The sequence below is a fragment of the Paenibacillus pasadenensis genome, from assembly GCF_023715725.1.
Classification (GTDB): domain Bacteria; phylum Bacillota; class Bacilli; order Paenibacillales; family Paenibacillaceae; genus Paenibacillus_O; species Paenibacillus_O pasadenensis_A.
This window is the reverse complement of record NZ_JAMBOT010000002.1, coordinates 706,242-732,647: the sequence shown is the minus strand read 5'-3', so window position 1 is coordinate 732,647 and position 26,406 is coordinate 706,242. Positions and strand designations below refer to the sequence as shown.

The following is a 26,406-nucleotide window of genomic DNA, read 5'->3' as shown; positions in this document are numbered from 1 at the left end:
TTTAGTTCACCGTCACTTTCATGTAGATTTTCTCGACAGAGTCAACCGGCTGAACGTTCAGCTCCACATAAACGCTATCCGATTCGGCGCCTGCTGTAACGGTGACATCAGTCTGAGGGTCAAAGTTTTGGATTGCTCCAGCGCCTTGCTGCGCAGACACCTGGGCAATGATTTCGCCCTTGAGCAGCGATCGGCCGTCAGCGTTATTGCCGACTTTTCCCAAATAGAAAGCGTCAAAGGTCGCCTTAATGTCGTTCGCAAAGCCGTCCAGTACACGGATAACACGATTCTTGGCAAAGGCACGGCCCTTCTCCGGGGTAAATCCCGTCAAGGTGTTAATGTCCTGCTCGATGCGAGCGACGCCCGGCCCCGGCGTAAATACGAACTCTCCTGCCTGCAGCGCGGCGATAATCTGCGTATTGGTGTAGCGCGGGCTGACATCCACAGCATCGTCATAGGCGTCATAGGTAAGCGACTCCGTGACTTCCGCCGCAGCGGTTGCCGCCGCCACCCACACCGTAGCTTGCGCAGCTGTCAGCGCCGTTCCATCGGCAAGCACGACGCCGTTCTTGACGCTGATCACGCCCTCGTGGTTAGCCGTCGGGTAGTTTTCCAGCACGACTTGGATCTTCTTCCCCTCGTCCTCCCGGAGCCGACGGGCGAATGCGGCATACACACCTTTGAGCGTTGCGTCCGTTCCCGGGTAAGCCGCTGTATTGAAGTCGGCCAGCTCCAGCGCTGCCATGAAGTTGGTGTGGTCAGCATTGGTTGTTGTGCCGTTCGTTCCCCCGGCCAGCGGCGTGCCTGCCGATGCGGTCAGCGTTCCGGTTCCGCTCCAGACCACCCAGTCATTGGCAACAAGTGCAGCAATGCTGGCAACGATTTGCTTGTTGACTTCAACACCTGCCAGCCTTGTGCTGACCTCGAAAGAGCCTGGCACGTCCACGCTGGACGCGACAACCACGCTGATGTCGTTACCGCGCACCCCGGAATACTTTGCCGTCGCCGTCAGCGCGCCGAGCGTGGCGGAAGCCTTGACCCCGTCGTTGAGCCGGTAAACGAGCAGTTTGCTTGCCCGCTTGAGTCCTTCCCGCACCAGCAGCAGCTCCGGCGCCGTCAGCGGATAGCCAAGCTTCGCCGTAGGATCCTCGCCAGCTTCAAGGGTAAGCAGCGACTTCGGAGAGCCCCATCCCAGCGTCAACGCCACCGCAGCTGTACCGCGAGTGCCCGTTCTGCCGAGTGCTGCCGGAGCGGAAACGATATTAATGTAGACGCCTGGCCGCACTTTATTTTGCATTGTCCATGTGCCTCCTGCCATTATGCCTGCACCTCCCGTTGATAAAATTTATCCAGTTGTTGCTGGACATCAATCAGCGTGTAAACTTGGTCATCGACCAATAGCGCTGTCAGTACGTCTCGGTCAGCCGCAAATCGCTGCGATTGCAGCAGCTGTGCCTTTGTGTAGCCCTGTGCTTCGGACTGGACATGTTCCGTTTCAGCTTTCTTCAAGCTTGATCTCCTCCTTCAATTTCTGCATGCGCTGCGGCTCGGCTCGAGCCCGCATCAGATGGATGCTGTATTGCACCGACATCTGCAGCACATCGTCGACAATTTGATATTGCATCCCGGATCCCGTTGCCAACCCGCTGCCCGTGTCGATGCGCTCCAGCACTTCTAACAACTCCGCTCCGACAGCGTGCCGGTCCTCGTCTGAGAGGCCAAAGTAAGCCACAGCGACACTATGCGAGCGGATCCGTCGCCGACCGATGCCTGACGTTTGGGTGATTGGCAGCACTTGGACGCGGAAGCAGGGTTCCTTCAACCCCTGCTGGATCGGCTCGTCGTATACCGCCCAATCAGGCCAGCGCGTCACCAGCGCGCGCACAACGCCGTCCTTTACATCGTTTACGGTTATCATGGCTCAGCCTCCAAAAATCCGGCGATGCAGCTCACGGACATGTCGGTCAAAGATCGCTTGCAGTTGCCCCTCCACCGTCTCAACCGCCGTGCGCAGCATAAACTTCCCGTCCCGCCATTTCGTCAGATCCACGCCGTGCCTGTGCCCGAACTCAATGAAGCTGGCATACTCGGTGTTGTTGACGATCTCGATTTGATATTCATTACCGGCACGGGTAATCTCTCCGACGCGCCAGTTGCGCCGCAGCTCCCCGGAGTCGACCGGCGTCAGCAGCTTGGCCTGCGCCTCGATCCGGTAGGCAATCTCTAGCAGGCAATCCTGCATAAGCTGCTCGACCTCGCCGCGGCGTAGTACCTCATCGAGATTGGCGACGACGGCGTCAAGCTGGGAATAGTCAATCGGCTTCAAGCGGCGGCTCATGCGTAATCCTCGCGCAGTAACTCGACCTCTTGGTGCGTTGGGTACGGCGGCAGCGGTTCGCCGGCGTTGTACCGCCAAATCCGATGAGGCGCACCGAAACGGCTAATTACGATTTCATCGCCCTGTCGGATCTCGACCTCCGGGGCGATAAAAAGCTTCATGCTCGCGCGGATGTCGTTCTGGTTATCCGTCTGTGTGTTCGCCGCGGCAGCTCCAGCGGACAAAAAACAGGGCTGATCCGCATAAATCTGGACCAGCCCCTGCTGTTTAGCTCCGTTTGGCTTGGTTGTCGTTACCATCCGGCTAATCGTCGCCAGATCGTTATACATCCGCTCGATTGCCTCGCGGTGCTTTGTATAATCCATGACTACCACCTCAATCTACGAAAACGCACAAGCTGCGCCTCGTAATCAAACAGCACCGAGTCGACCACCGTCACGCTTGGTCGCGGCGGAGCCTGGACGCCAACCGGAGCGATCGGCTTAACCGACGTATCCCCGATTGTAGTCTCGTAGGCTTCTGGAGCTTCCGGCTTTGGATAAATGAGCGCAGACTGCTCAGCTGTCACTGCAGCAGCCACCATAGCGGCCCAGGTGAAGCTAAGCTCCAAGGGTACCGCGGGAATGTTGCAGAACGTCTTGATTCCCTGCTCCACATCTGCGACGTAAAGGTCGATTAGCCCGTCATGCGTGCTGTCTACGAGTCCCAGCCGCTTTTTTGCCAGCTCGCGGATCTCTGCCGGATTAAGCATTGCTCTTATCTGCCGCTTTGCCGGACTTAGCCTTTTCATCCTCAAGCACGGTGACAAGAGAGGCGATACCCTCATGCTCCGCAGCGGTTAGTTCAATCGTCTCGCCGGCGGCATACCGGCGACCGTTATGCTTGATGCTGATATCGTTGACTTGTACCTTCATGCAGCGTCAGCCTCCTTAAATGACTTGCGCCTGGAATACGTTATCCGCTTCGGGAAACGACGGCAGCGCGGTTGCAACAGCCTTCGTCCATGTGCTGACTGGATCAGCGCCCTCCTCATAGACCATCGCCAGCACATTGCCGACCATTTGCGTATCAATCGAAGGATCACGGGTCAGGCGTACCTCTTCGGCGGTTGGGCCGTAAATCGTTTCACCAAGCGTGTCCGGTCCGAACAATACAATTTTGTTCTCCGGGAAGTACCGAGCGGAGCTGATCGTCCCATTGGCTGCTTGTTTACGGTATTTTGCATCATAAGTCGCGATCGCCGGGAGACCGAGCTGCTGCAGGTAGGTATTCAATTCTCCGCGACTTGCCATGCGAGTTGTGCCGTTGCCGTAGAGGGCTGCAGCTACCTTCGGATGTGTCAGGAGTCGGCTCAAGACCGTGTTGGACGTTAGAGCCCTCGTTGGCATCGCATCAAGCGCGTTGCCCCACTCCAGCAAGTCACCGATAGGATCACTGGCCGCATCGCTCCAGAGGCTCGTACCGGACAATACCTCTTTATGGTTCGCCGGCACGCCATAGTCAACGGTAGCCGACAGATTATTCTCTGCGAGTGTGACCTTACCACTCGCCAACACTTCCATACGCATTAGCTCGATGCGCGCCCTTACGGAAGCGACAAGGCTGTCAATGTCGTCATAGACCTGTTTCATCAGGTATTGCTCCTCTGCAGCATTACGAGGGGATTCGAGGGCGACAATTTCTTTCTCGCCCAGACGTAGCTTGCGTTTGATTAGCGCAAGCTCCATCGCCATCTTGGACGCCTCACGGCTACCGATCTCGGCCTCGGTGTCAAACGCATGCACCGATGCGATAACCGGCGAGCGCCCCGCGCCTTTGATGATGTCAAATTCAAGCGATGCGCGCTTGACCTCTGGGAACAGTGTCTCGCCCAGCAACGCAGGGTACGTGCGATTCTTCAGATAGTTAAGGATTTCTTTTTGGTTAAACAGTTCCAGAACAGTTGCCATAGTTCCTTATTCCTCCTTTGGTCGATTAAACGCCCGTTTTGAATTTGATCTTGCCTGCAAGAGCTGTCTTAGCCGCAGCTGCAGGCGCTACCGGCAGACGAGCCTCAAGCACCCAAGCCTCGACAAGCACAGCGCCCGGCTGCGGTCCCGTTGTTACGTCGATGTCATTGAGCAGCAGCCCGATTGCCGTTGCGTCGTTGGCCGGGTAGACCGTACCAGCAGGGACAATCTTGCGACCCTGGGCATTTGCCAAAACACCAGCATCAGAAACTTGATAGGTGAAGCTCGTAAATTTTGCGCTCGCCAGAAAATTCGGCTGCGTTACAGATGTTTTTTGAACATACATGCTGTCACTTCTCCCTTCTTAGCCCCAAGGATTATTTGCGGCAGCGGGGGCTTTTCCGCTCTCATTTGCCGCTTTGGCAAAACTTGCGCCGACACTTGGCTCTCCGCCTCCGCCTTTCGGATCTCCACCTTCTGGCGGCTTTGCGCCTTTAAACTTCGGCGTCTCCGGTTTGGCCTCCGAAAACAAAAAGCCCTTGCTCTCGCGCAGGGCTTTCAGCTGATCGTCCAGGCCGCCCTTGACGGTGCCCGCATCGTCCAGCTGGATTTTCGTTTTGTCGAGCAGTCCCGCTACAATATCCAGGTCATGGGCCTGGCCTGCCAGCGCGAGCTTGATTGCCGTTTCCATTTGCATGTCTTTGACTTTCGTCTCGTACTGCTCCTTGGCCGTTTTGTTCTCGCCCTGCAATTTCTCGATTTGCTGTTTCAGCGCCTCGTTGTCGCCGGCGGACTTCTTCACGTCTTCGAGCTGACCTGAAATCTTATCCCGGTCCTTCTCGGCTTGCTTCTTGCTTTCATTGACTTCGTCAAAGCGAGCCTTTGGAACAAAGCTTTTCAGCTCGTCAGCGGATGCGGCGGCGGCTTTAGTCGCCAGATCATCGGTAAGGCCCAGTGCAATAAATTGTTCTTTATTCATGTTCGGTTCCTCCGTTTCATCTTCGCTTGTTTACCCGGTCGCGCCCGGTGATGTCTTGTTCTTTAACGTCTGCAATACCAAAAAGACGGCAAACAAAAAGCACCCTCGCGTTTTAAGCGGGAGTGCTTCAAGGTTTCGGTTCTTTTTTCTTTGGCGGCTTGGTAATGATCAACCCTTCGCCGGTGCCGATAAATCGATCTTCACGTTCGGGGCGAATCCGTGCTTCCTCTTTTTCAGGTTTGTCCTTCATCTGGAATTACCTCCACAATTAAAGTTAGCTTGCCATTTTCGGACAGTGCTTCAATGATTTCATATTCGGTCCCTTTATCAAGCAGGAACTCAAACTCATTTGGAAAGTCGCTTAGTGATTGAATCGGTGCGCCAATTGTACCCGGCGGCAGCCGAAGTACCAGCTTCACCTGTCCACCAAAAGCACTGCTTGGCAAAAGCGACGTGCTCATGAACGCCATATCACGGACTCTCATGCCGACAAGCTCGTCTGGATCCGAAGTTCCGAAAACGTTCTGGCTCAAGCCGCGGTACACCTCGATCGCTTCCCGAAGTGGAAACTTCTGCAGCCCCGTACTAATGCTTTCAATGATGCGGTCCCAATGTTCATTGGTCGCCGCTTGCCGCAGGTGGCGGTTGATTTCGGAGTAGGAGCTTCCCGAATATAATTTAACCGCGCCCTCCTCCGCAGAGGTGAGCTCACCAATCCATGCCGGTGCAACTTCGTCATTCCACGCGGCAACATCAGATGCGGTGGTAAACTGCCTCACCTTCATTGTACCACGTTTATCCTTTTGTACGGGAGCTGCCGGCTCAGGTTCCTCGTCGACAAGGTATTTCTGCTTCCATTCGGGATACTTCATCGTGCTCGGTACCTTATACACGCTGCCGTCATCATCCCGTGCGAGCCGTTTGCCCAGATCCACAATGCCGGCGTTATCAAACTCCGCAACCGTTGCCGTGCGGCAATGGGAGTGGAAAGGCGGATACGTTTCTCCGACGCGCATTTCCTCCAGCTTGAATACCTGGCCGTCCATGTCCTGGCAGATGTCGCTAGTCCGGCGGTCGAGAGTCGCTACGATCTTGTAAGCCTTGACCACGCCCCGCGTCGCCTTGTATCCGTCCATGGCAGCTTGTCCTGTGAAAAAGGCGCTCTCCGTCTGTACCAAGCGGCGCGCATTGGAAAGAGACACTTCCATCCGCTTGGAAACTTCGGATGCCAGGCGCTCCAGCGGCTCGCCACGAATGAACGCCTGCGACATTTTAGTGCGAAGCTCCTGCACCAGCTTATCCCGATCGCCCCAAATGCGCTTGCTCCAGTTGCTCCCTGCAAACTCCGTGCCGAGCACCTTGTCCAGCCCTGGCTTGTTGATGCGAGCGAAGCTGGTCCCGATGCCAAGCCCGCGCTGCAGCTCGTATCCGGTTTTGTAATACGTATCCTCGTAAATGTCGCCGAGCAGCTTGCCCGTGCCGCGCTGACGGCTCGCAGCCAGTACTTCGACTTCTTGCCGCACTTGCAGCTCCAGCGCCTCCAAGCGGGAAACGCGGGCTTTGAACGAGGCGCGGTTAAGTTCCTGTGTCCATTTGCCGTCCGTGTTGGCTTTTGCCTTGGCCGTAAACTCCTCAAGGGTCATCCGATGCGCGGTCAGCTCTTTGCCTGTCAGCTGTTTGCGGGCATCCGTCAGGCTGATTCCATCGTTGGTAGCGTAGCGTCCGTAAAAGGCTGCCATCCGCTCCTTGATGCGGTCCAGCGCTTGCGTATACTCCCGCAGCATGACGTTTTCGAAAGCATCAACCTGTTTAAACGCCGCTTCGGAAACCTCCGCCGTTCGCTGCTCCCAATAGCTAGCCGGCTTCATTCGTCTTCATCCCCCACCGGTGCCGTGAATCCAATCGCATCCGTTGTGCTTCCCTGCGGGCCGAGTGCATCGACAAGGCGGGCAATCGGTTCCACCTGTTCAGCGGTGATTACGCCGGCATCCGATTCCACTCGACCGCACAAGGAAACAATCAACTTATTAACCCGGCGTGCCGCTTGCTTACTTAGCATTCGGATCACCTCCGGCTGGCTGCTGTGTATATGGATCGGCCCCGAGCTCCGTACCTGCTTCATCTTCCAGACGTTGCAGCTCGTCCTTAACATCCGTTGTCCATGGATGGTTAGCGATAATGGTTTCCTGGGAGATTACACCGGCACTGTTTTTGGCATTGGTTACCGCCTCGGTTTCGTTAATCGGAATGTCGCGGTTAAAGATCAGGTCGACGCTCTCATCGCTGAAATCCGCTCCCGTGACATTGGCAAGGTGCTGATCCACAAACCACAGAAGCTGCTCGAATGCAGCCTGAAACTCGTTCTCCATGTCATTTGCGTCAAGATCCAGATCGCCGAAGAGGAACCGCAGCGCAATACCCGACGGACTGCTGCCGAGCTTATCCGACTGCGTGTCTACGCCTCTACCAAACTCGTAAATAGCTTTGCGCAGCGAGTCCATGTGCTTTTCAAAAGCTTCGCTGTCCAAGTTTGTCTCCAGCGTTGTAACCGATGCAGGATAGTCCTTGGATCCTGCCAACTTGATTGCACGGAAGGTCGACAGGTTACGCCTAAACTCCCCGAGATCCTGTCCGTCAAGGTTATCCAGCACGTAAATACTATTTGGCGTGTCCTCGATTACATTTGCGTTATCGGATCGCTTGCGGTCGTAGTCGTCCACCAGCGAGCGAACCATAACAATTAACGGCAGCTCGTCGTCGTTATATTTCCAGCAGACCCACGGCAGCCGTTCCCAGTTCAGCCCGCTTTCCGCTCCGTCTCGACCAACAACAGCGAAATGTGCTCGCGGTCCGTCGGTGTCCGGCACGAGCCCGGCGTGCCCTGGGCCGTCCATCGTAAAATGCTGCACGCCCTTCGAGTCCCAATATTCCACTTTTGTGACAACGTGCTTGGTCCTGCCCTCGTAATAGTCCACCTCGTACATGCGGATCAGCGCGTCCAGCTCGGTGTGAGCGGCGTCACGCCAGAGCGGAATGACTTCGTGTGCAGGAATCCGCTTAAACGACAGCTCGCCAGCTTCGTCGTAATAAACCTGCAGCCAGGCTTTGCCGTTGGTCACGGCGTCTTTGCCCAGGTTTTTCAGCATCCGCCAGAACTCCTTGCCGATGACGTCCTTCAAATGCTCCGCGTAAGCCTCATTGTCCGTCTGGAGCGATGGCTGCTTACCTAGCAGGTAGTTAGCCTTTTGGTCGACCAGCTTGCGGACGTATCCATGAACCAGCTTGTTGTCAGCCATATTTGCAGCAGCGACTTGCCTGCCGCCCTCGCCGATCACCGTTCTATTTCGGCTCAAGATGTCGTGTTTCATGCGGTAGTACCGCTGACCGTCCAACATGTCCTTGCGCTGCGGGGAGCGGCGCCAGTCCGAAATCTCCTGCTCGATTATCTGCTGCAGCGTCATCGGTGCGGCTGACTCGATAATCTCCGTAATCGTCTGCATGTCCATTGTCTCACCTCACTTATGCGAAAGATGCGTTCCCGCCGCGGCGGATCTGCTCCGCTGCATACCGCAGCGCGTCCAAGATGTGATTGAAGTCGTCGATTGGCTGGTTCAAGAACTTCCCTGCCTTGTTCTGTTCCCACACGTAGCTGGAAAGCTCCATGGACGTATTCGGACAGTTAAACTTGTGAACGATGATTTCGAAGCCTTGCAGAAACTGAATACCCACCTTTACGCTGTCCGGGCCTTTCTCGGCGGCGCGGATCCGGTCGACACCTTTGCGGCGGATTTCGTCGATGGACTTTGGTTCGCTAGAATCGGCGACGACGCGCTCTTTCGCGTAGCCCTTGCGCTTGATCATCTCGGCGATATCCTCATTGCGCATGCCGTGCTCGTAATGCTCGTCGAAGATATACAGCTTCTTGGCGTCGACGTTAATCAGTGCAGCCACAAAGCCCGACGGATCGTTCGTGTAACCAAAGTCCAAACCGAAGATGGCCTTATAGCCAGCCTGTTTGGCGATGGCTTGCCAGTCAAAGTCCTCTTCGCTCCAGTTTTCATAGACGGCGCCCTCCGCTATGCCCCAATCCCCATCGCCCTCGACGCGGTGCCGCTTGGGCTTGTGTTTCTTCATCCACGTGAACAACGCGCGATCATCGTCGCCCAGGAACTCGTTGTTCCGGTAGTTCGTCGTCAGCGCCAGGATGTTCGGATTTCCCTGGACATCGAAGAAGCGCTTTTTGAGCCAATGCGCCTCGTTCCACGGGTTAAACGTGATTGTCAACTGTTTGTAATAACCCTCCGGCAGCTCGCCGCGGATCGACATGTCCACCTTGTCAAAGTCGTCTTCGTTGAGGATCTGGTACGCCTCTTCAAACCATGCCCAGCACAAATAGCCCGTATCGACCGTTATCGATGTAATCGACATCGGATCGTCCAGGCCCCGGAACAGGATTTTTTGCCCAGTGGGCTTGTAGATGGCCTCCAGCGGGCTTTTCTTGAATTGCCATAGCTTCGCAACGCCTAACCGGTTCGCCGCCCATTTGAGCTGCGCCCAGGTGCTGTCCTTATGCGTGTTAAACGTCTTGCGGACAACAAGCGTATTGGCAAGCGGCATTTTCATCATGCCGTGAATAATCGACAGTGCCGCTGTGACGCTCTTTTTGGATCCGCGACCGCCCTTGACGACGCGGTACCGGCCCCGGAAGCGCCAGAACTCCGCGTAGCCCTTGCCGATGGTAGCCTGCAGGCTGATCCGTCGTTTACTCATGGACATCATCCACCAGCATGACTTGCTCCTGCTGAGCCTGCGTATTCATGGCGGCAACTTCGCCCTTGAGCTTATCCAGGCGCAGCTGCTGTTCCTCGTCGGCCCAACCCGCGCGGCACATTTCCTCGTACTGTCGAATTAACCCTTGGAGAGTAGCCATAGCCCGGCTCTGAGCCTGGAGGAATGTCGCCTGCTTATCCCAGGCGTGCTGCACTTCCCACTTCTCCCCGTCAGTCATGCCGCTTCTTTCTTCCACGCGCTCAATTGTCTTGTCTTTCTGATCCTTAACGTACATGATCCGTTGCGCCCGAATGATGGCGGTGTACTGGATCATGATGTTTTCCCAAAGGATGTCAATCGGCGCCCTGGTTTGCAGCTCCTCCATGATTTCCAGCGATTCGGGGGGAAGGAACTTTTGAAAGAAGCCATGCGAGACTGCGTTTCGGTTTCGAGCTGGCGCTGCCCCGCCTCGATTACCGACGGCGTTTTTGTTGCCGGGCGGAGCTCCTTTGCTTGTGTGCACCCTATCTTCTTTGTGTGCACCCTTTTGGCGTTCCCAGCCGTGACGCTGCTTCCAGCTCTTGACTGTATTCAGGGAAACACTGTACTTCTCGGCAATCTCTTTATATTTCATGCCGCGCTTATAATCGGCCTCCGCTTTCTTGTGTATCATGTTACACTCACCGCCACCTCCGCGATTTGAGTTTGTTTTGCCTAGTACGCCATGTTGCAAAGGTCAATACGATCCTTGTGCCTTATAGCCCACTTAAGCGCTGCAGGCAAGTGCATCGTCGTTTTGCCAAAGCAAGTGACGAGAAGCAACCCCTGCGGTTTACGGTCATACGCCCACCACACCTGATTAATTTGGATGTGATTTCCGTTCTGGTAGCCGATCAAGCCGTCTCGCTGATTACGACGAACAACTCGCACAAGCTGCAGCCGGCTTAAACGTTCGCCGACGCGATGCTGATATTGCTCATGGGCGTGATTGCTCACATACAGCTTCAAGCTGTCACCTAGTCTCATTTCCCCTTCCTCCTCGCAATAAAAAGCAAAAGCGCCCGGAGGCGCTACTCGTTACGTGCTATAGCGGCATTAGCCCACATGACCGATTGTTCCAAATTGGTCATAGCCGTGCTCTTTTCCCGGCTGTTCGGACAAAGCTCATCAATCAGTTCCGCAAGCTCTTTCGCCTTATTCCGCAACGACTCGTACTTGGCCGGCTGACCTTCCTTGGGTGAATGATAGCGGAAATTGTTTTCAATCTGCTGCTCCATCGAAATACTCCCTCCGTTGACATAAAAATAGCCGTCCATATGGGGTGGACGGCTTGCCTCTACACATGGGGTTGCTAAATTAATAGGCATCACCCCGGTCTATTACATATATGGCACAATATCATTTTAGCACGGGTTGACAGGGCTTTTGCCGCCACTATTCCGCCAATCTCCCGCCAACTTTCCGCCATTAACCGGACAGTCTCACAAATTCGGCTATTGCTCTAGGGCGAAGTCGCTCATACGTCCTCCGGGAAACCTGCAGCTTCTCTGCCACTCTCTCGATGCTGGAATCCTCCACATACCGCAACCGCAGCAGACGCGCATATTCGGGCTTGTACGACGCGAGAGCTTCGAGGGCTGCGTCTATCTGGCGCAATTCCGTTTGCAAGTCCTGAGCCTCTGCCAGTCTCTCCAGCAGCGTGTCCAAGTCATGTGTCCCCACTCCTCGCGCCTCGATCACCCGTTTTATCTTGCCTCGCAGCTCCTGCAGCTGAGCCGTGTCCTCTGTGTCTGCTCCGGCGGACGGCACGGCGGCAAGCTGTGCCCGTGTGCCTGCCGGATATCGATCCAAGTAGGCGTGTGCTGTCGCCTCAAGTTGCAGCTCCTGCCGAGACAGGTACATATAGCTTGGCAGCCCGCGCAGGCGTTGGTGCAGCTGCTGCAGCTGATCGTCCTCACAAAGCCGGCTGATTGTAATGCCTCCGCCGACACTGTGGGCATCCAGTGTTTTGATGCGGGCTTGCTTCGCCCGGTAGGAGCTCAGCAGTTCAATCGCCTGTTGTTCGGTCATCGCAAGTCCTCCAGATACTTAATTCGCTCTACCAAGCGGGCATTGATCCCCCGGTAAAAGTCGATATGCTGCTCTTGGGTTTGAACTTTCTTCCGAAGTGCCTGTATTTCATCTGGCCGAACGTCTCCAACTTGCATCGCAGCCTCCTGCATCCACCCGGTATAGGTGTCCGCTTTCGCGTAATCTTCGTTTCCGTTCTTGTAAGGTGCGCGGCTCACATATTTCAGCACGTTACCCTTGCAATAACCAAGAAACTCAGCTGGCGTAAGCTTCGCCCGGATGAAATCTATCGTTTCAATGCCTCCAACCGTGTAATGGTCCGGTTGCTTCACAGTTTCGCTCATGGTTTCTTCGCCCTTTCGATTCTGGCTTTAAGCGCCGACAACAGTCGATCCTGGGTGGTCGCCTTGTCATCCAACGCAGACATGACATCCTCGTCGGCTCCGCTCTGCACAACCAAGTGGTGCAGCACAACTTTTTGCTTTTGGCCTTGGCGGTGCAGCCGGCCGTTTGCCTGCTGATACAGTTCCAGGCTCCATGTCAGGCCGAACCATATGACGTGATTACCACCGTCCTGCAGATTAAGGCCATACGCGGCGCTGGCCGGATGCGCCAGCAGTATATCAATCTGTCCGGCATTCCAGTCCAGCTGGTCCTGCGGCGTTTTAAGCTCACGGACGCGGAGCCCGGATTTGGACAGCGCCGCCTTGACCCGGCTCAGGTCGTGCTGGTAGCTGTAAAATACCAAAGCGGGCTTGCCTGCTAACTGCTCAATCAGCTCCAAAAATGCCTCTAGCTTGCTGTCGTGGATCTCATGCACGTTGCGGGCATCATCGTAAAGCGCTCCGTTGCACAGCTGCAACAGCTTGCCCGTTAGTACAGCTGCGGAAGCGGCGGTAATCTCCGTGTCCTCGATCTGCAACAGAAGATCCTTTTCCATGCGCTTGTACTGCGCCGCCGCCTTATCATCCAGCACAACGGGGATGACGTTCGTTGTGACGTCCGGCAGCTGCAGGTAATCCTCCGCTTTCATGCTGATACACAAATCAGCTATATTCCGGTGAATGACCTCGTCGGCTCCGGGCTTGGCCGTGTAGCCGAAGCCGTTGTAATTGCGTTCAAAATACTTCTCCCGGTAGTGCGTGACGAACTTCTCCAGCCGCTCGCCCTGGTCAAGCAGGAACACCTGCGCCCACAGGTCCAGCAGTCCGTTCGGCGCAGGCGTGCCGGTCAGCCCAACAATGCGCTTTATATGTGGCCGAATCCACGTCAGGCACTTAAACCGCTTCGCTTGATGGTTTTTGAAGCTGCTCAATTCGTCCAGTACAACCATATCGAACGGCCAGGCATTGCGGTAATGCTCCACCAGCCAAGCGACGTTGTCCCGGTTGATCACCCATATGTCGCCCGGCGTGTTCAGCGCCCGGATCCGCTTTGCTGCGCTGCCCAGCACCGGAATGATTCGCAAGTGCTGCAGGTGCTGCCATTTGCTCGCCTCGTTCGTCCAGGTTGCTTCCGCAACCTTCTTCGGGGCAATGACTAGGGTGCGGCGGACAGCAAAACGGTTATATTTTAAGTCGTGAATCGCCGTTAGTGTTATGACCGTCTTGCCAAGCCCCATGTCGAGAAACAAGCCTGTGGCATCTGCCGTCAGCAGCCGATCGATGCAGAACCTCTGGTAATCATGCGGTACATAGGCTTTCGGTGTGGAGCTCACAGGCTCACCTCGGCGATGAAGTCGTTGACCTTCTCCCTGCTGTCGATGATCAGAACATCACAGCCCAACGCTGACAGGCGGCGGTGTTGCGCCAGCTGCAGCTTGGTCGGTTTGCCTCCGGGTGCTTTCAACTCGACGAACCGGATCCGGCCGCCAGGCATGATCACGATGCGGTCCGGTACGCCGGAGTTCCCCGGGCTCGTCCATTTGTAGGCTGTACCGCCCGCAGCTTTCACCTTGTCGCGTAAATATTGCTCGATTGCGCTCTCTCTCATTGATTTTCCTCCGGTAGACTCCAGTATTGGATTCCGAATCTAGGCTTAGATTCAACACCCATCTCCAATCGGGTCTCTCTGATTTCCCGTTTTGACAGCTCAGGACATTTTGACATGCAATAAGCATAGGCCGCCTGAACAGATCGGGGGTGTTTCAGATAATCCAGGAGAAGCTTCTTAGCCGTCGCAATTCTGGCTTCGTAATTTTCAATTCTCACTTGACAGCCCTCCGGTCGGTGTGTTACGCGTGCACGCCTCACGTGAAAATCCCTTACCTTTTTATTATTTAGGCGTTTTAGGCGGTATCGTATATCCCTTATATCCTTTAAATTCTTTATATTTACTTCTCTATTAGAAAAAGTGTCAAAGTGTCAAATAAATATAATAAAGCCTTATGCAGCGAGGGTTTTTCCTTTGACACTTGTTTTGACACTTGCTTTGACACTTCCGAATCTGTCAAAAAACCGACTTTGACACTTCCGAATCTGTCAAAGGCCAAGTGTCAAAGTGTCACAGCCCCGGCTTGCGCCTAAAACCACGCTGGAAGGCGTAAGGACCAAACGCTCCGCGGTAATCCTCCCACCCCGGCATGCTCGACAAAATGCCGTTAATCTCTCTGCTGTCCGTCTGCTTCATAAACTTAATATCTGAATGGAAGCATTCGCACCACACCTCCGCGGCGCATATCCGGTCCCGGGGGCTTTCCGCGCCATCCCGCCCTGAACCAAACTCGCCGGACCAGTACGTCCGCCGTGCCGCCAAATCACGCTTGTGCCAATCCTCTGGAACAGGTCTATCCACAAATGAACGAATAATGCCCTCTTTAACGCTCGTTTCCCTGTGCGCCTCCTGGTGCTCCTTCGCCGCCGCTTCTGCTTCACCGGACAGATACAACGGCTCACCGAACCTCCAGCGCATGACCGCTTCGGCGTAAATCTGATCAACTTCCGCCTCCAGATCCCGAAAGACACTCTTTGTCGGCTGAACCTGTCCGACGTCAACCGGCCAAAAACGGCGGTTCCCTGTGCGGTCTCTCAAGAATTCCGAATCATTCGTTGTGCCGAAAAATACACAGCGCCGGGGATACGGCATTGTACGCTTACCGTATGCCTCCCGGTAAATGTCCTCCGTCCGCGAGAGAAACTGCTTAACGGCGTTGCTCTCGGACTTACTCATGCCTGTCAGCTCGCCGATCTCGTTGACCCAGGTACCCTGGATCAGCTCCATGGCTTCTTTACCTTCAAACGTCTGGAGGCTATCACTGTACCACCGCTTGCCCATAAGCCGCAGAAACGTACTTTTGCCAAGGCCCTGCGTGCCGGCCAAGATCGGCATATAGTCATATTTGACGCCTGGCTGCATCGCCCTGGCAACGGCAGCCGTGAAGGATTTCCGCGAGACTGCCCGGGTATACGTACTGTCCTCGGCGCCCAGATAATCCGTCAGCAGCGTATCAAGCCGTGGCACTCCGTCCCACTCCAAGCCCTCCAGATACTGTTGCACATCGTTGAAACGGCGCTTGTGCGAGATAATCGTCAGTGCATGGCTAATCTTGGTTTCAACACTGATGTTGTATACCTTTTCTACATAATGGTAGATGCCGGCATCGTCTGATGTCGCCCAGGATCTCCGCTCGTCGCGACCGTCCCATGGCAACGGACCAAGCACCAAGCCTCGATTGGCAAATTCGTCAAACGCGATCTTGCCGCGCAGCGCCGGGTCAAACTCCAAAATAACCAGAAGGTTGTCCACCGTCTTGAGGTAAAGCCCGTTGCTGTTGATCTCAAGCCGCTTCATCCAATCGGAGTCAGCTCCGCCCGGATCCGCAACGGCGGCAGCTCCGCCGAACGACGTCAGCGCCTTGTCGTACCGCTCCTGCTTGAGTAGCCCTGCGACAGCCTCTTGCTCCATCGCAAACGCCGACATGGCCGTATAGCTCGGCAGCTTGTTCGTCGGCGTTCCCGGCTTCGCCTCGTCGTCTTGACTGCCAAATCGGTGCAGCCGCACCAAGTCAAACGCGTTGACCAAGCGACCGCTGCACGGATCCGTTGCGTGATGCGAGTAAAGGAATTGCCCGTCATCGTACACAACCGCGCCGCCGACGGTGGATCCGCCCGCATAGGTCAGGCGGCCGCTGCCGTCCTCCGTCTCCGAGTAGACATAATCCAGAAATGCGTCGATTGCCTGATAGATGTTAAACGTCCGGCAGAACGCGCCAACAATGCCTTGCTTGGAAGCCGGATCTCCTTGCTTGGCTCCCAGCTTGACGCGGGGATTAGCAGCACCGGGAACTTCCGGCCACTCGGCGACGTTGCGCCAATCCTGGTACATGCCCAGCACGCCATCAGCGGAGAGGAACGGCTTGTCCGCAGCGTGATAGACATACTGGCTGTCCGCGCTGCAGCTGGGCCAGTACATGAGCCGCGAAGCTTCGAACGTCGTCGGGTCGCATAGCTCAATGCCGATGATCTGGCCGAGCTTCCGCGCCAGAGGCTCGTATTCGTCTGCCGTTACGGTCCGATCCGGCGGAACCAGCACCCGCAGCCGGGGCCGGGCTTCCTCATGCTTCCGCGTCGAGTAGACCGCGTAGGCACAGCCGAGCCCTTCCAGCCGGCGCATAACGTCTGCTGTGCCGCCCGGTGGAATGCTGTCCAGATCGAGCGTCAGAACATCCCGGCTGACAACCGCCGAAGCCTTGCGGCGGCCGCCCTCCAGCACACCAGCGACAAAGCCGCCGACGTCTTTAAGCGTATCCTGCTGAGCTTTGGGCAGCGCCAGGTATTGCGCCAACGACTCCGTTCCGCGCGTTGCCACCCGGAGGCGGTCCACCAAACCGGACCAGTAAAGCTGCTGAGCCGGCCAGTGAATGGCGTGCCGGCTGCCCGCGGCTGAAATTGTTATGGGTCTGTCGTAATTCACCGCCATACCGCCTTTTAATAGAATTAATCGCCGATTACCGCAAAGCCGAAGCTGCGCAGGCTTCCCGCCAGCAGATCGTCATGCTGCTTAAGCGGCGGAAGCACCGGACCGCCAAGCTGGTCAAGCTGCTTCTCATGTGCGCAGTACGTGCCGCCGCAACATGGGCATGCTGGCTCCTCGATCTCGTCGCCGACAGGCTGCTCCAGCGCGAAGCGTCTGCCGCAGCTGCAGCGATAAATATCCCAAACCGTCATAGAATTTCACCTCTTAAAAATTTCCGAACTCTAACTGAAATTGGTTTTAATTCCGATATAAATAAAAATTAGAAAAGGAGCATTATAGTGGGTCAAAAGAAATGGGAGAAATATATTGACAAAGATAAGGATAAATTTAAGAAAGAAATGGTTATTTTAAACGCCAAGTCCGATAAAGAGTTACAGTTACTTTCAGTAACACAGCAAGCCAATTTAACAGCACTACAGGCTTATCTAACAGGTTTTTCATTCTATATTGCAGTAATTATAGTTATTATTAACGTCTGTGCAATTGGAGCTCAAATACTCGTCGATTCAAACCTTCAAGAAGCCGGCGCGATGTATATCTCCTTTGTTATGTTCTTTGGATTAACCACTGCTTTTTTAACTTTACTTAGACTTAATGCGAATACAAAAAAAGCAAAATACTATCAGAGTCAAATCGGTCTAATTGAATTGGTGTTACGCTACCGCTCGGAAGGAGAGTAATCCTTTCGAGCTTTTTTGTTTGACTGAAAAATCAGCGCGTCTCTATTACCGTGAATTGCTACACAACGTTCTTTACCTAGTAGGCTGATCTCAGCACGGGTCATAAGCGGACGAGTCGCCGCTACCTCCGGGTCCCAGCCTGAATCCCGCACGCGGCAGATGAAGGTTGTTCTGCTAATTCCGTTTGCAGCTGCCCGCTCGATCAGCTCAGCGGGGTATTTGCTACGAGCCCGCCCGTACTCAACAATCCGCTCGTTTCCAAGGCTGCGCGGGCGATACGGATACGTTGCCGCGCGCTCCGGCGCCCAACCATTGCCGAGACGGACGCCGAAGACTCGCGGCGGAATACCGTTTTGTTCTGCCTGATCTTTAAACTGGTCATATGCCGGATGCTTATAATGGCGCCGATTGACTGGCTCCGTCAATGCCCGCTGCTTCGACCAGCCATGCTGCCGGATTCTCACTTCGAGCGTTTGCCCGCTGATACCGTTTGCTGCAGCCTGAGCGTACTCTTCCGGCGTGATATAAAAGTCGTATGGATTCGCCGTCCGCATGAGCGAATAACCCCTTTCTAAATGCTGAGCTGCAACTGACCAAACTGTTCCGCGTATCGCTCATAGCTGAGCGCGTATCCGGAGCCGACACAAAGCTCGGGGAGATTTGCCCGTACCAGCGCGGTGGCCAGCGGCGGACAAACGCTGTTACCGCAACGCGCAACCTGTGAAGCCTTGCTTACCGGCTTGCCGTCCGCGTACCTGTCGATAACATAGCTGTCTGGAAAGCCCTGCGCAGCGAACAACTCGTGCGGCTCAAGCATCCGCATGCCGATGTCGACGATTTCGTAATCAACGCCCGCAATCGTCACCAAGCCGAAACGGTCCTTTGTCGTCACCGTGTGCAGCGGGCCATTCAACTGCTGGCCGTTGTCGGCGCTGCCGTAGTATTTGAGCAAAAATGCACGTACCTCTCCGACATGCAGCCCGCCAGCCGTAATAGTCGGCATAGGCTCCGTAACAAGCTGGCCGTCCTGGCATGTGCCACGCAGCTTAACGAGATGGCTGGTTACGAGTGAGGACTTGCCGCCCCCACCCGCCGTGACCGTGCCAATTGGCTCCGCTGCATCGCTGCCAACAGATTGCCCGAAGTGGCGAGCGATAAAAGCAGATACAAGCGCATGCTTCCGGCCGCCTGCCACTACCGTTCCGAGCGGCTTATGCAGTCCAGGTACCCTCGGCGCTTGCCCCGGACCCTCGCCGTAGCCAATTTCAATCATCGTTGGACTGACAAGCATGTGATGGCCGCCGGTTGTAATTGTCCGAAGTGGCTCCTCCGGCGAACTGCCTGGATGGCCGGATGTATTGACGGCCATTACCGGAGTCACAAGCAGGTGCTCTGCCTTTGTAGTGATCGTAGTCAGTGGGTCCGTTGCCTCATACTGCAACCGGTCGCCTCCAAAGCCTGTTTGTCCGATACGGGTGATGTATGGAGTGACCACGCCCCAGCCGTTTTTAGCCGTGACGGTCTGCAGCGGCTCGTCGATCTCTTGCCCGCGAAACGCATCTCCATGATGATTGACCTTGATGACAAAGGGATCAGGGCTGTCGATGACAAAGCGCTGGATGCCGCGAGCAATGCGCCGCAGCGTGTTTTCCGCCAGCGGACGCTTACGTTCAAAAATGCTCGGGCATGGAATCGACCAGTCAATGATCTCCGCTGCCGTGCGCCACGGCTGCAGCTTGCCAGCCTTGACCTCCTCACTGTCTGGGTCGCCATGCGTTGGCGCCGGCCACTCTATCGGTCGTCCATCACATCGAGCTACTAGAAACAGCCTCTTTCGGATCGTCGGCGCGCCGTAATCGCAGGCCCGATGCTCGCGCCAATCCACCTTGTAGCCGAGACGCCTGAGAGCATTAACGAAGCAATTAAACGTCCGTCCTTTCTGCTTCGGATCCGGCATGCCATCGCGCAACAGTGGTCCCCACGTCTTAAACTCCTCGACGTTCTCCAGCATGATGACCCGCGGGCGGACTGTCGCTGCCCAGCGTACCGCAACCCATGCGAGCCCTCGGATGTTCTTTTGAACCGGCTTGCCGCCCTTAGCCTTAGAAAAGTGCTTGCAATCAGGTGACAGCCAAACCAATCCAACCGGCCTGCCCGCAGCTACCTCCCGGGGATCAACCTCCCAAACCGATTCGCAGTAATGGCGCGTTTCGGGATGGTTAGCTTCGTGCATCGCTATTGCATCCGGATCATGGTTAATTGCTACGTCCACGCTGCGGCCTATGGCGATCTCGATTCCCGTACTGGCTCCGCCGCCACCAGCAAAGTTATCTATGACCAACTCCTGCATGGGTAACTCTCCTTCCTTTTATGAAAACAGTAGCTTCCGATAAGTGCTTTTAATCTGCGCATCCAGCGCATCCCGCTTCGCTTTCAACCGTTCTAGCTCGGCTGCCGAGTCCTCCGTCGATTGAGGCGCCGGAGGCATGTCCGGCCCCGTCAGGTTAAACAGATCGGTGCGGCGGATCTGCGGCAGCTTGGCGACACGGGATGATTGCCGTTTGATTGCTGCCTCCATGATGTTCCGCACGGTTCGGGCATTGCCAAAGCCCTTCTCGCCCATTTCATAGGCGAGCCGCATGCCTAGTGCCTGGCCGAACTCAGCGGTCATTTGATATTCCCGCTCCTTGCACATGTGAGCGGCGACATGTAGCATGTCCTGCACCGAATAGTCAGGGAAATGAATCGTCGTATTGAAGCGGGAGCGGAGTCCAGGGTTAAAATCAAGGAATTTGTTCATATCTTTCGGGTAACCGGCGGCGATGACGATAATTTCGTCCCGCATGTCCTCCATCTGCTGCACAATGATTGCGACTAATTTTCCGTCAGTGTTATGAGAAGCCTTGCCCATAAAGCTGTACGCCTCATCAATGAACAGCACGCCACCACGGGCCAGTTGAAACTTTTTCAGCATGATTTTCTCGCTCTCACCAACATGCGGATGTGCGATGTCGGCTTGGTGAATCTCCACGAAAGGCGAAACCCCATCCTTCTTAGGCGATTTAAGCAGCCCCATAGAAGTAAACACTTCGCCAATCAGCCGCGCCGCCGTCGTTTTTCCCGTGCCGGGATTGCCAGTGAAAACCATATGATTGGAATGCGGAACGGCCTTGAGGCCGTTCTGCTTCCGTGCTTCTGCGATGCGGTGCGAGTGAAGAATCTGGTCTACTTGTTCTTTGACAGCCGTCATGCCCGGCAGCGCCTGGAGCTTATCGAGTGCCGCTTTCGCTTTCTCGTTCACGGCTTACCTGCTTCGGAGCAATTCCCGTTCAGCACGCAAACGTCAGCGGACAGCTTGATGAGAGCGGGAAGGTTCGGGTTCGGCGGCGTGAAGCCGGAAAGGTCAACGCCCAGCTCGTCCAGCTTCTGATAAGCCTTGTCCCCGTTACGGCTGCCGTCTACGACAGCAAGCACCTCATCCGTAACTTTTGCTAGCTCTCGGTACTCCTTGACCACGGCTGCCATCGATTTTTCAACCTCGTGATAAGCCGTCTCCAAGCCATCATGTAAGCGGTTTGTGCTGAGGGAGAGTAAATTGTGACAAGCCCATCCGGCTTGTTCATTGATGATGTCTTGCCGCATTGCTGTCAGGTTCCCGACTTCTGTAATCGTTCGTGAAAAAGGCCAATCATTCCGAAAAATTCTGTGCCGTTCCTTTACTTCAAGAAGCGCATCGTGCAAACTGGCCGCATTCCGTTCAATAGGATCCAAGTCCTTGTACACTTCATGAATGACGGGCTTGAATGCAGCTTTCATAGCTTCAAGAACTTTCTGGTTCATCTCTGCTTTACGTTTCCTTGCTTTCTTTTCAATAAATGCGCGCAAGTCTGCTTTCCGAATAGCCATTACAAATCGCTCCTTTAATCCTTCATATAATAGTTGGTCGTGAAGCCAGCAGCTTTCAGCGGAAGCCCTGGCGCCCAAGGAATCGGCTCTGCCATTAAATCAAGAATCCGGTCCAGATCCTGCGGACGATCCGATTCAATGCCGATTTCGTCATGAACGTGAAGCACGGTTTCAAAGCCTGCCTGATCGGCTCGCTCCAGAGAAACCGCCAAGCAGTCCCGAGAGATTGCCTGAACAATGTTCTCGACCAGCTTGCCGCCGTACGTGTTGATCGTGGACCATTTGCCCGTTTTTTGATCTGGGCCTTTATAATGAAGCGCTTGTTTGCCGAAGTCATTCATAGCTAGCGATGGCTGCACGTAATAGAGCTTCCGGCCCGAGTGCAGCTGAACCGTGAAAAAGTCCAGCCCGCTTGCATAATGGCTTTCCCGCGCAAAGATTAAGCCTCGAATGCCAACCGGCTGCCCCGTCTCCATAACCTCGATTGCGGCAGCTTCCAGCGCGAACCACAGATCAACAATGCGCCGATTGGCATTGCGCCAGCGGGTGACGATCTCCGGCAGCTCCGACTCTGTAAGCCCCATGTTGAGGGCTCCCATTGTAATCAGTGCGCCTTTGCCGCCCTGGTAGCCAAGCGCCAGCTCTGACACTTTGCCTTTTTGCCGCAGCTCCTTGTCGATATCCTCAAGCGGGATGCCGAACATCTGAGAAGCCGAAGCCTCGTAAATCTTGCCGTGCCCCGCAAATACCTCCAGCCGCCATTGCTCCCCGGCCAACCAGGCCAGCACCCGGGCCTCAATTGCGGAAAAGTCGGCGATGTGAAGCATCCGGCCATTCGGCGCGATAAACGCCGTGCGGATCAGCTGCGAGAGCGTATCCGGCACGTTTCCGTAGACAAATTTCAGCAGCTCCGTCTTGCCGCTCATAACGAGCTGCCGGGCATAATCCAGCGTCGTCAGGTAGTTGCGCGGCAGGTTGTGTACCTGAACGAGCCTCCCGGCCCATCGCCCGGTTCGGTTGGCCCCATAAAACTGCACAAGGCCGCGAATCCGGTTATCGTCGCAAATAGCATGCTGCATGGCGGCGTACTTCTTGACTGACGTTTTGCTGAGCTCCTGCCGGATCTCCAGCACCCGCTTTGCGTTTCCCTCATCGAGCTTGCCAAGAAGCCCGCTTACCGTATCCTTGCGGAGATTGTCGACCTCTTCGCCCGTTTCTTCAATCAACCATTTGCTGAGCTGCTGGACGCTTTTGGGATTGTCCAGCCCCGTCAGCCGCATCGCCTCATCCATAAGCTCGCCGGTTACCTGCTCACTGACGGCCAAAGCCCCATCAACCAATACCGGCTCACATGCCAGCCCGCGGGCATTTATCCGCTGATCCAGCTGCCAAAGCTCCCATTCAGATTCCAGCACCGGGAAAGCAGACAGCCGGCGCAGAATCTCCATTTCCGCTACGACGTCGCCGACACAATAGGACTTGAACAGTTCCCAGCGTTCGGGCTCATGGTGTGGTAGCGTTCGGCTGCGGAAGCCGTTCTTTTTGGTTGGAACCGAAGGAATACAGAAAGTCTTGATCAGCGACGTGCCGACGCCCATTTTGCGTTTATCCTGTGGGATGCCGAGCGCGTCGCCAAGCGAACCAAGCCCGGCGGGATACCCACAATACAGGCCGTGGACTTGCGTGCAGCGCCATTGTTCCAATGGCGAAGGGAAAAATTTGTTTAAGGAATACCACTCAAAAGCGGCGTTATAAGCGTGCTTGATGACGTTAGGATCTCGGAGGGCTTGCAGTAACCAATCAGGCATTCGGTCGCCACGGGCAAAGTCTAGGCATTGCACCGGACCGCCGTCCCAGGAATAAGCGAAGAGGAGAATATCGAAGTCCGGAGACTGTACGTATCGGTACAGCCCCGCTTTCTTCAAGTTGATTGAGCTGAACGTCTCAATGTCGACGCTCAGATGATGGATTAGATCCCCCATGGGTTATGTTGTGGAGGCTGCTGGCCGTATGGCTGCTGTGGCTGCCCGTATTGTGGTTGTGCCGGAGCTTGACCGTAACCACCCGGCGCAGGCTGGCCGTAGGCTGGTTGCTGCCCGTATTGCGGTTGCTGCGGAGGCGCTGCCTGCTCCCAACCGTTCGGTGCCGGAGCTGGTGCGAATCCAACACCGCCACCGTTGCCGCCGAAAGCCTGCTCCGCACTGATCCGGCCGCCCAGGGGCTCGCCGTCGCGGAGGATCTGAACCGGACCGAGGCCCACACCAACGCCACGATTGCCGCTGTTGCTATAAGGGAAGAAGTTCAGATTGACGCGACCGTATACGCCGCTGTAAACGCGAGTTTGGTCGATGATCGGGCTTAAATCGGGGCCAACAACGGCTTGTTGCTGCTTGCTGCCTGCCGTCAGCACCCAATGACCTTTGCATTCCGGGCCAAAGGCTTCACCGTTCGGGCGGACTCCGTCGCCATCATAGACGGGAATTTTCGGCTGTGGCGGACGAGCTCCCGCCCACACGGTCGAAACCCCTTTTTCGATGGCAGCTTGGATAGCTGCATCCAGACGTTGCTTAGTCTGAAAATCTGTTTTTGGAACGAGGATCGTCGTGCTGTACTTCGGCTCTTGCCCAGGCTGATTGGCGCGCGGAGTGAATAGATTGACAAAGCTCAAGCGGACTTCTCCGGTAGTTAGTGCGGTGTTTGCTGGTTGTTGTTGTTGGTTCATGAGTAATTTCTTCTCCTTTTGGATGCGCTTGATTTCAAATCGCCATTTGCGCGCATCGTTTCCGATTTTGTCTACCAGTTGCTTCCTTGCGGACTTTTGGGATGGCGCTTCAATACCGAAGCACCACTTCTTTGACCAGTTGCTGAACACTCCCCACGTGTCAGGCATCCGTCGGCGCCGAAAAGACATCCGCCGGCTTCACCTGATTGGATACAGCTGGGCGCTTGTCGCCTGCCGGTGCAAGCGTTGGTTTTCCAGGGTGCTTGGTGACATGGCCTGGATCCTCCAAGAGCTTCCGGTAATCAGCCTTACCAAGCAACTCTTCAAGCGCTGGCGGCGTGATCGGCTTCCGCTCGTACAACACGGCCTCTTCGATACCGTTTGCCTTTAGATGACTGAAAGCTGCATCGAGATTGGTGTACTCCCTGCCGCCCCTACCTTCGACTGCTTTCCATCCGGGCAGCTCGCCGCCTTGCAAGGCATGAGCCAATGCCGCTTTTTTAATGGCTTCATACCATTTAACGATGCCCTCCGCGCGGCGCAGCACGTCCGCGACTTCCTCCCAGCTGATCAGCGGCGGCTTTTTCGCCTGATGTTCCTCAACGCTCAGCAGTTGCTCCACCCGCGCCCGGCATGTCGTCTTTGCACGGCAAAAGCCGCAATGATCGCCAATAACAAATTCTCCTTCGCCGCGCCAAGCCAGATCAGCTACAGGCTTGATCGACTCGCCCCAGGCAATCAGATCGGCAACGGAAATCGACCATTCAGAGGGCTTGTCCCATACCTTCGGCTGCACAATTGCAACATGGATCACGTCAATTGGGTACAGGAAGCCGTATTTGGCAAGTGCGCCGAGTGCGTACAGCTTCATCTGCGGATTGTCTTCCGCCGACACAGGCACACCGGAACCATTTTTGTAATCGATGATGTGAAGTCGCCCGCTGCCTATGATCGTACAGTCCGCCGTGCCGAAGCCCTCCGGTGCGATATGGCTGTAGTTGACCCGCTGCTCGATTGCGATGTGCGGCGGAGTTGGAAAAGCATGAACAATGGCTTGGATATACTCCAGATAAGCGGACGTATGCTCATCCATGACGGATTCATAGAGCGGCTCCGCTTTGAATTTCTTCATGGCGGCGTTAAACTTGCGCGGCCCCATCGGATCAACAAAGTGTTTCCGCAGCTTGAGCTCCGCCATTTCATGGGCGAGCGTGCCGCGCTTGGCGGCCTCGCTCTCTGAATCTGGCAGCGTCTCCTCTAAACGGGCGCTTGGCGTGCAGTGCAGCCAGCGGTGCGAGCTACTGGCCGACAGCAGCGCATGCGCTCGATCAGCATGCGCAATCGCCGTCATATCTGCGCACCAAGGCTCCGCAGGTACGTTGCAAACTCGCCGTAAAGCTGCGGGTTGAGCTGATCAAGCCGTCCGGCGCCACGCTGCTGCAGCCATCCGACGAGCTCTGGCCCTCTGCCAGCGTCCAAGAGCGGACCTGCAGCTTGTCCCAGTTGGTCCAAGGAGTACGCCGGAGCTGAAACAGGCACGCCTGCAGGTGGTCCCGCTGGAGGTTGTTGCATCGGTACTTGGGCTGGAGGCGTTTGGATCGGTACACCTGCAGGCGGATAACCGGCAGGGGCAACGCCGCCGTTCATTGGAGCCTGCTGTGTCGGCGGATAGATCGGAGCTGGATTGACGGGAGCCGCCGGAGTAACCGGTGCAGATGCTGCTGGCGGTGCACTTACGGTCGACACATCGGTACGAGCAGGAATTTCAGTTGGCGGCATTCCGTGCAGCGTGCCAGCAAGATCCAGGACGAGCTGACGGGCATCAATTGCAGTAGCAGCTTGCAAGGTAATTTGAATAGGAACGATATGGCTCATAATGGCCTCCTTGATAAAATGATGGTATGAATGCTAGAATGGCGATGGGAACATTTTTATCGAGCTCTGACTAGGTGGGGGCCTATCAGGGCTTTTCGCATTGCCCATTTCTGACTTGTGCGGGTTTGCTGGATTACTAACAT

The 26,406-nt window shown here is 55.6% G+C and carries 33 protein-coding genes; 1 reads left to right on the top strand and 32 read right to left on the bottom strand.

Going from position 1 to position 26,406, the window contains the following annotated elements:
* Window position 1: 1 nt before the first annotated feature.
* From M3223_RS08785 to M3223_RS08675, 24 genes are all read right to left on the bottom strand, one after another.
* On the bottom strand, window positions 2–1,318 hold the full coding sequence (locus M3223_RS08785; protein WP_251560889.1) for a phage tail sheath family protein: 1,317 nt from the start codon (window positions 1,316–1,318) through the stop codon (window positions 2–4).
* The gene (locus M3223_RS08780; protein ID WP_251560888.1) at window positions 1,318–1,509 is read right to left on the bottom strand and encodes a hypothetical protein; all 192 of its coding nucleotides are present in this window, start codon (window positions 1,507–1,509) and stop codon (window positions 1,318–1,320) included. The genes M3223_RS08785 and M3223_RS08780 overlap by 1 nt, the downstream gene beginning before the upstream one ends.
* Window positions 1,496–1,918 (bottom strand): phage tail terminator family protein, encoded by a 423-nt coding sequence (locus tag M3223_RS08775; RefSeq protein ID WP_251560887.1) that lies wholly within the window; start codon window positions 1,916–1,918, stop codon window positions 1,496–1,498. The genes M3223_RS08780 and M3223_RS08775 overlap by 14 nt, the downstream gene beginning before the upstream one ends.
* 3 nt (window positions 1,919–1,921) lie before the next feature.
* Window positions 1,922–2,338 carry an HK97 gp10 family phage protein gene (locus M3223_RS08770; protein ID WP_251560886.1) on the bottom strand — a complete coding sequence of 139 codons (417 nt, stop codon included), beginning with the start codon at window positions 2,336–2,338 and terminating at the stop codon, window positions 1,922–1,924.
* A complete protein-coding gene (locus tag M3223_RS08765; protein WP_251560885.1) occupies window positions 2,335–2,703 on the bottom strand; it encodes an ABC transporter ATP-binding protein in 369 nt (122 codons plus the stop codon). Before M3223_RS08765 ends, M3223_RS08770 begins: the two co-directional genes overlap by 4 nt.
* 2 nt (window positions 2,704–2,705) lie before the next feature.
* Complete coding sequence (locus tag M3223_RS08760; protein WP_251560884.1) at window positions 2,706–3,089, bottom strand: phage head-tail connector protein; 384 nt, start codon at window positions 3,087–3,089, stop codon at window positions 2,706–2,708.
* On the bottom strand, window positions 3,082–3,252 hold the full coding sequence (locus M3223_RS08755) for a hypothetical protein (protein WP_251560883.1): 171 nt from the start codon (window positions 3,250–3,252) through the stop codon (window positions 3,082–3,084). The genes M3223_RS08760 and M3223_RS08755 overlap by 8 nt, the downstream gene beginning before the upstream one ends.
* Window positions 3,253–3,267: 15 nt before the next feature.
* Window positions 3,268–4,287 (bottom strand): major capsid protein, encoded by a 1,020-nt coding sequence (locus tag M3223_RS08750; RefSeq protein WP_251560882.1) that lies wholly within the window; start codon window positions 4,285–4,287, stop codon window positions 3,268–3,270.
* A gap of 25 nt (window positions 4,288–4,312) precedes the next feature.
* Window positions 4,313–4,633 (bottom strand): hypothetical protein, encoded by a 321-nt coding sequence (locus tag M3223_RS08745; RefSeq protein ID WP_251560881.1) that lies wholly within the window; start codon window positions 4,631–4,633, stop codon window positions 4,313–4,315.
* A gap of 18 nt (window positions 4,634–4,651) precedes the next feature.
* On the bottom strand, window positions 4,652–5,266 hold the full coding sequence (locus M3223_RS08740) for a phage scaffolding protein (protein ID WP_251560880.1): 615 nt from the start codon (window positions 5,264–5,266) through the stop codon (window positions 4,652–4,654).
* Window positions 5,267–5,393: 127 nt separating this feature from the next.
* A complete protein-coding gene (locus M3223_RS24240) occupies window positions 5,394–5,516 on the bottom strand; it encodes a hypothetical protein (RefSeq protein WP_285891175.1) in 123 nt (40 codons plus the stop codon).
* Window positions 5,500–7,134, bottom strand: coding sequence for an ADP-ribosyltransferase (locus M3223_RS08735; protein WP_251560879.1), 1,635 nt, complete (start codon window positions 7,132–7,134; stop codon window positions 5,500–5,502). The genes M3223_RS24240 and M3223_RS08735 overlap by 17 nt, the downstream gene beginning before the upstream one ends.
* Window positions 7,131–7,325: a hypothetical protein gene (locus M3223_RS08730; protein WP_251560878.1), complete on the bottom strand. Its 195-nt coding sequence runs from the start codon at window positions 7,323–7,325 to the stop codon at window positions 7,131–7,133. The genes M3223_RS08735 and M3223_RS08730 overlap by 4 nt, the downstream gene beginning before the upstream one ends.
* A complete protein-coding gene (locus M3223_RS08725; protein ID WP_251560877.1) occupies window positions 7,315–8,766 on the bottom strand; it encodes a phage portal protein in 1,452 nt (483 codons plus the stop codon). Before M3223_RS08725 ends, M3223_RS08730 begins: the two co-directional genes overlap by 11 nt.
* Window positions 8,767–8,785: 19 nt before the next feature.
* Complete coding sequence (locus M3223_RS08720; RefSeq protein ID WP_251560876.1) at window positions 8,786–10,036, bottom strand: PBSX family phage terminase large subunit; 1,251 nt, start codon at window positions 10,034–10,036, stop codon at window positions 8,786–8,788.
* Window positions 10,029–10,709: a phage terminase small subunit gene (terS, locus tag M3223_RS08715; RefSeq protein ID WP_251560875.1), complete on the bottom strand. Its 681-nt coding sequence runs from the start codon at window positions 10,707–10,709 to the stop codon at window positions 10,029–10,031. Before terS ends, M3223_RS08720 begins: the two co-directional genes overlap by 8 nt.
* 41 nt (window positions 10,710–10,750) lie before the next feature.
* Complete coding sequence (locus tag M3223_RS08710; protein WP_251560874.1) at window positions 10,751–11,062, bottom strand: hypothetical protein; 312 nt, start codon at window positions 11,060–11,062, stop codon at window positions 10,751–10,753.
* A 44-nt stretch (window positions 11,063–11,106) separates the two neighbouring features.
* Window positions 11,107–11,313 carry an Acb2/Tad1 domain-containing protein gene (locus tag M3223_RS08705; protein ID WP_251560873.1) on the bottom strand — a complete coding sequence of 69 codons (207 nt, stop codon included), beginning with the start codon at window positions 11,311–11,313 and terminating at the stop codon, window positions 11,107–11,109.
* Window positions 11,314–11,503: 190 nt separating this feature from the next.
* The gene (locus M3223_RS08700; RefSeq protein ID WP_251560872.1) at window positions 11,504–12,106 is read right to left on the bottom strand and encodes an ECF-type sigma factor; all 603 of its coding nucleotides are present in this window, start codon (window positions 12,104–12,106) and stop codon (window positions 11,504–11,506) included.
* Window positions 12,103–12,450: a DUF3310 domain-containing protein gene (locus tag M3223_RS08695; protein ID WP_251560871.1), complete on the bottom strand. Its 348-nt coding sequence runs from the start codon at window positions 12,448–12,450 to the stop codon at window positions 12,103–12,105. Before M3223_RS08695 ends, M3223_RS08700 begins: the two co-directional genes overlap by 4 nt.
* Window positions 12,447–13,823: a DEAD/DEAH box helicase gene (locus tag M3223_RS08690; protein WP_251560870.1), complete on the bottom strand. Its 1,377-nt coding sequence runs from the start codon at window positions 13,821–13,823 to the stop codon at window positions 12,447–12,449. Before M3223_RS08690 ends, M3223_RS08695 begins: the two co-directional genes overlap by 4 nt.
* Window positions 13,820–14,098, bottom strand: a complete 279-nt coding sequence (locus M3223_RS08685; RefSeq protein ID WP_251560869.1) for a VRR-NUC domain-containing protein — start codon at window positions 14,096–14,098, stop codon at window positions 13,820–13,822. Before M3223_RS08685 ends, M3223_RS08690 begins: the two co-directional genes overlap by 4 nt.
* 510 nt (window positions 14,099–14,608) lie before the next feature.
* A complete protein-coding gene (locus tag M3223_RS24460) occupies window positions 14,609–17,017 on the bottom strand; it encodes a VapE domain-containing protein (protein WP_251560868.1) in 2,409 nt (802 codons plus the stop codon).
* Between the two features lie 23 nt (window positions 17,018–17,040).
* Window positions 17,041–17,271, bottom strand: a complete 231-nt coding sequence (locus tag M3223_RS08675) for a hypothetical protein (RefSeq protein ID WP_251560867.1) — start codon at window positions 17,269–17,271, stop codon at window positions 17,041–17,043.
* A gap of 87 nt (window positions 17,272–17,358) precedes the next feature.
* Here M3223_RS08675 and M3223_RS08670 point away from each other — a divergent pair, with 87 nt between their 5' ends.
* Window positions 17,359–17,760 (top strand): hypothetical protein, encoded by a 402-nt coding sequence (locus tag M3223_RS08670; protein WP_251560866.1) that lies wholly within the window; start codon window positions 17,359–17,361, stop codon window positions 17,758–17,760.
* Here M3223_RS08670 and M3223_RS08665 read toward each other — a convergent pair.
* Genes M3223_RS08665 through M3223_RS08630 form a run of 8 tightly spaced genes read right to left on the bottom strand, consistent with a single transcriptional unit; the run spans window position 17,739 to window position 26,263 of the window.
* Window positions 17,739–18,314 carry a hypothetical protein gene (locus M3223_RS08665; protein WP_251560865.1) on the bottom strand — a complete coding sequence of 192 codons (576 nt, stop codon included), beginning with the start codon at window positions 18,312–18,314 and terminating at the stop codon, window positions 17,739–17,741. The genes M3223_RS08670 and M3223_RS08665 overlap by 22 nt on opposite strands.
* Window positions 18,315–18,331: 17 nt before the next feature.
* On the bottom strand, window positions 18,332–20,110 hold the full coding sequence (locus M3223_RS08660; protein WP_251560864.1) for a DNA cytosine methyltransferase: 1,779 nt from the start codon (window positions 20,108–20,110) through the stop codon (window positions 18,332–18,334).
* A gap of 18 nt (window positions 20,111–20,128) precedes the next feature.
* Entirely contained in the window at window positions 20,129–21,061 is a 933-nt protein-coding gene (locus M3223_RS08655; RefSeq protein WP_251560863.1) for an AAA family ATPase, read from the bottom strand.
* Entirely contained in the window at window positions 21,058–21,666 is a 609-nt protein-coding gene (locus M3223_RS08650; RefSeq protein WP_251560862.1) for a hypothetical protein, read from the bottom strand. Before M3223_RS08650 ends, M3223_RS08655 begins: the two co-directional genes overlap by 4 nt.
* Before the next feature lie 14 nt (window positions 21,667–21,680).
* Window positions 21,681–23,648 (bottom strand): DNA polymerase, encoded by a 1,968-nt coding sequence (locus tag M3223_RS08645; RefSeq protein ID WP_285891174.1) that lies wholly within the window; start codon window positions 23,646–23,648, stop codon window positions 21,681–21,683.
* Complete coding sequence (locus tag M3223_RS08640) at window positions 23,636–24,556, bottom strand: DUF2815 family protein (RefSeq protein WP_251560861.1); 921 nt, start codon at window positions 24,554–24,556, stop codon at window positions 23,636–23,638. Before M3223_RS08640 ends, M3223_RS08645 begins: the two co-directional genes overlap by 13 nt.
* Entirely contained in the window at window positions 24,549–25,739 is a 1,191-nt protein-coding gene (locus M3223_RS08635; protein ID WP_251560860.1) for a DUF2800 domain-containing protein, read from the bottom strand. The genes M3223_RS08640 and M3223_RS08635 overlap by 8 nt, the downstream gene beginning before the upstream one ends.
* Window positions 25,736–26,263 (bottom strand): hypothetical protein, encoded by a 528-nt coding sequence (locus M3223_RS08630; protein WP_251560859.1) that lies wholly within the window; start codon window positions 26,261–26,263, stop codon window positions 25,736–25,738. Before M3223_RS08630 ends, M3223_RS08635 begins: the two co-directional genes overlap by 4 nt.
* Window positions 26,264–26,406: the final 143 nt, after the last annotated feature.

What these genes read in the sequence shown, in the direction of transcription:
- M3223_RS08785 (WP_251560889.1), bottom strand. Translation starts at nt 1,318, where the DNA reads ATGGCAGGAGGCACATGGACAATGCAAAATAAAGTGCGGCCAGGCGTC.
- M3223_RS08775 (WP_251560887.1), bottom strand. Translation starts at nt 1,918, where the DNA reads ATGATAACCGTAAACGATGTAAAGGACGGCGTTGTGCGCGCGCTGGTG.
- M3223_RS08770 (WP_251560886.1), bottom strand. Translation starts at nt 2,338, where the DNA reads ATGAGCCGCCGCTTGAAGCCGATTGACTATTCCCAGCTTGACGCCGTC.
- M3223_RS08765 (WP_251560885.1), bottom strand. Translation starts at nt 2,703, where the DNA reads ATGGATTATACAAAGCACCGCGAGGCAATCGAGCGGATGTATAACGAT.
- M3223_RS08760 (WP_251560884.1), bottom strand. Translation starts at nt 3,089, where the DNA reads ATGCTTAATCCGGCAGAGATCCGCGAGCTGGCAAAAAAGCGGCTGGGA.
- M3223_RS08755 (WP_251560883.1), bottom strand. Translation starts at nt 3,252, where the DNA reads ATGAAGGTACAAGTCAACGATATCAGCATCAAGCATAACGGTCGCCGG.
- M3223_RS08750 (WP_251560882.1), bottom strand. Translation starts at nt 4,287, where the DNA reads ATGGCAACTGTTCTGGAACTGTTTAACCAAAAAGAAATCCTTAACTAT.
- M3223_RS08745 (WP_251560881.1), bottom strand. Translation starts at nt 4,633, where the DNA reads ATGTATGTTCAAAAAACATCTGTAACGCAGCCGAATTTTCTGGCGAGC.
- M3223_RS08740 (WP_251560880.1), bottom strand. Translation starts at nt 5,266, where the DNA reads ATGAATAAAGAACAATTTATTGCACTGGGCCTTACCGATGATCTGGCG.
- M3223_RS24240 (WP_285891175.1), bottom strand. Translation starts at nt 5,516, where the DNA reads ATGAAGGACAAACCTGAAAAAGAGGAAGCACGGATTCGCCCCGAACGT.
- M3223_RS08735 (WP_251560879.1), bottom strand. Translation starts at nt 7,134, where the DNA reads ATGAAGCCGGCTAGCTATTGGGAGCAGCGAACGGCGGAGGTTTCCGAA.
- M3223_RS08730 (WP_251560878.1), bottom strand. Translation starts at nt 7,325, where the DNA reads ATGCTAAGTAAGCAAGCGGCACGCCGGGTTAATAAGTTGATTGTTTCC.
- M3223_RS08725 (WP_251560877.1), bottom strand. Translation starts at nt 8,766, where the DNA reads ATGCAGACGATTACGGAGATTATCGAGTCAGCCGCACCGATGACGCTG.
- M3223_RS08720 (WP_251560876.1), bottom strand. Translation starts at nt 10,036, where the DNA reads ATGAGTAAACGACGGATCAGCCTGCAGGCTACCATCGGCAAGGGCTAC.
- terS (WP_251560875.1), bottom strand. Translation starts at nt 10,709, where the DNA reads ATGATACACAAGAAAGCGGAGGCCGATTATAAGCGCGGCATGAAATAT.
- M3223_RS08710 (WP_251560874.1), bottom strand. Translation starts at nt 11,062, where the DNA reads ATGAGACTAGGTGACAGCTTGAAGCTGTATGTGAGCAATCACGCCCAT.
- M3223_RS08705 (WP_251560873.1), bottom strand. Translation starts at nt 11,313, where the DNA reads ATGGAGCAGCAGATTGAAAACAATTTCCGCTATCATTCACCCAAGGAA.
- M3223_RS08700 (WP_251560872.1), bottom strand. Translation starts at nt 12,106, where the DNA reads ATGACCGAACAACAGGCGATTGAACTGCTGAGCTCCTACCGGGCGAAG.
- M3223_RS08695 (WP_251560871.1), bottom strand. Translation starts at nt 12,450, where the DNA reads ATGAGCGAAACTGTGAAGCAACCGGACCATTACACGGTTGGAGGCATT.
- M3223_RS08685 (WP_251560869.1), bottom strand. Translation starts at nt 14,098, where the DNA reads ATGAGAGAGAGCGCAATCGAGCAATATTTACGCGACAAGGTGAAAGCT.
- M3223_RS08675 (WP_251560867.1), bottom strand. Translation starts at nt 17,271, where the DNA reads ATGACGGTTTGGGATATTTATCGCTGCAGCTGCGGCAGACGCTTCGCG.
- M3223_RS08665 (WP_251560865.1), bottom strand. Translation starts at nt 18,314, where the DNA reads ATGCGGACGGCGAATCCATACGACTTTTATATCACGCCGGAAGAGTAC.
- M3223_RS08660 (WP_251560864.1), bottom strand. Translation starts at nt 20,110, where the DNA reads ATGCAGGAGTTGGTCATAGATAACTTTGCTGGTGGCGGCGGAGCCAGT.
- M3223_RS08650 (WP_251560862.1), bottom strand. Translation starts at nt 21,666, where the DNA reads ATGGCTATTCGGAAAGCAGACTTGCGCGCATTTATTGAAAAGAAAGCA.
- M3223_RS08645 (WP_285891174.1), bottom strand. Translation starts at nt 23,648, where the DNA reads ATGGGGGATCTAATCCATCATCTGAGCGTCGACATTGAGACGTTCAGC.
- M3223_RS08640 (WP_251560861.1), bottom strand. Translation starts at nt 24,556, where the DNA reads ATGCCTGACACGTGGGGAGTGTTCAGCAACTGGTCAAAGAAGTGGTGC.
- M3223_RS08635 (WP_251560860.1), bottom strand. Translation starts at nt 25,739, where the DNA reads ATGACGGCGATTGCGCATGCTGATCGAGCGCATGCGCTGCTGTCGGCC.
- M3223_RS08630 (WP_251560859.1), bottom strand. Translation starts at nt 26,263, where the DNA reads ATGAGCCATATCGTTCCTATTCAAATTACCTTGCAAGCTGCTACTGCA.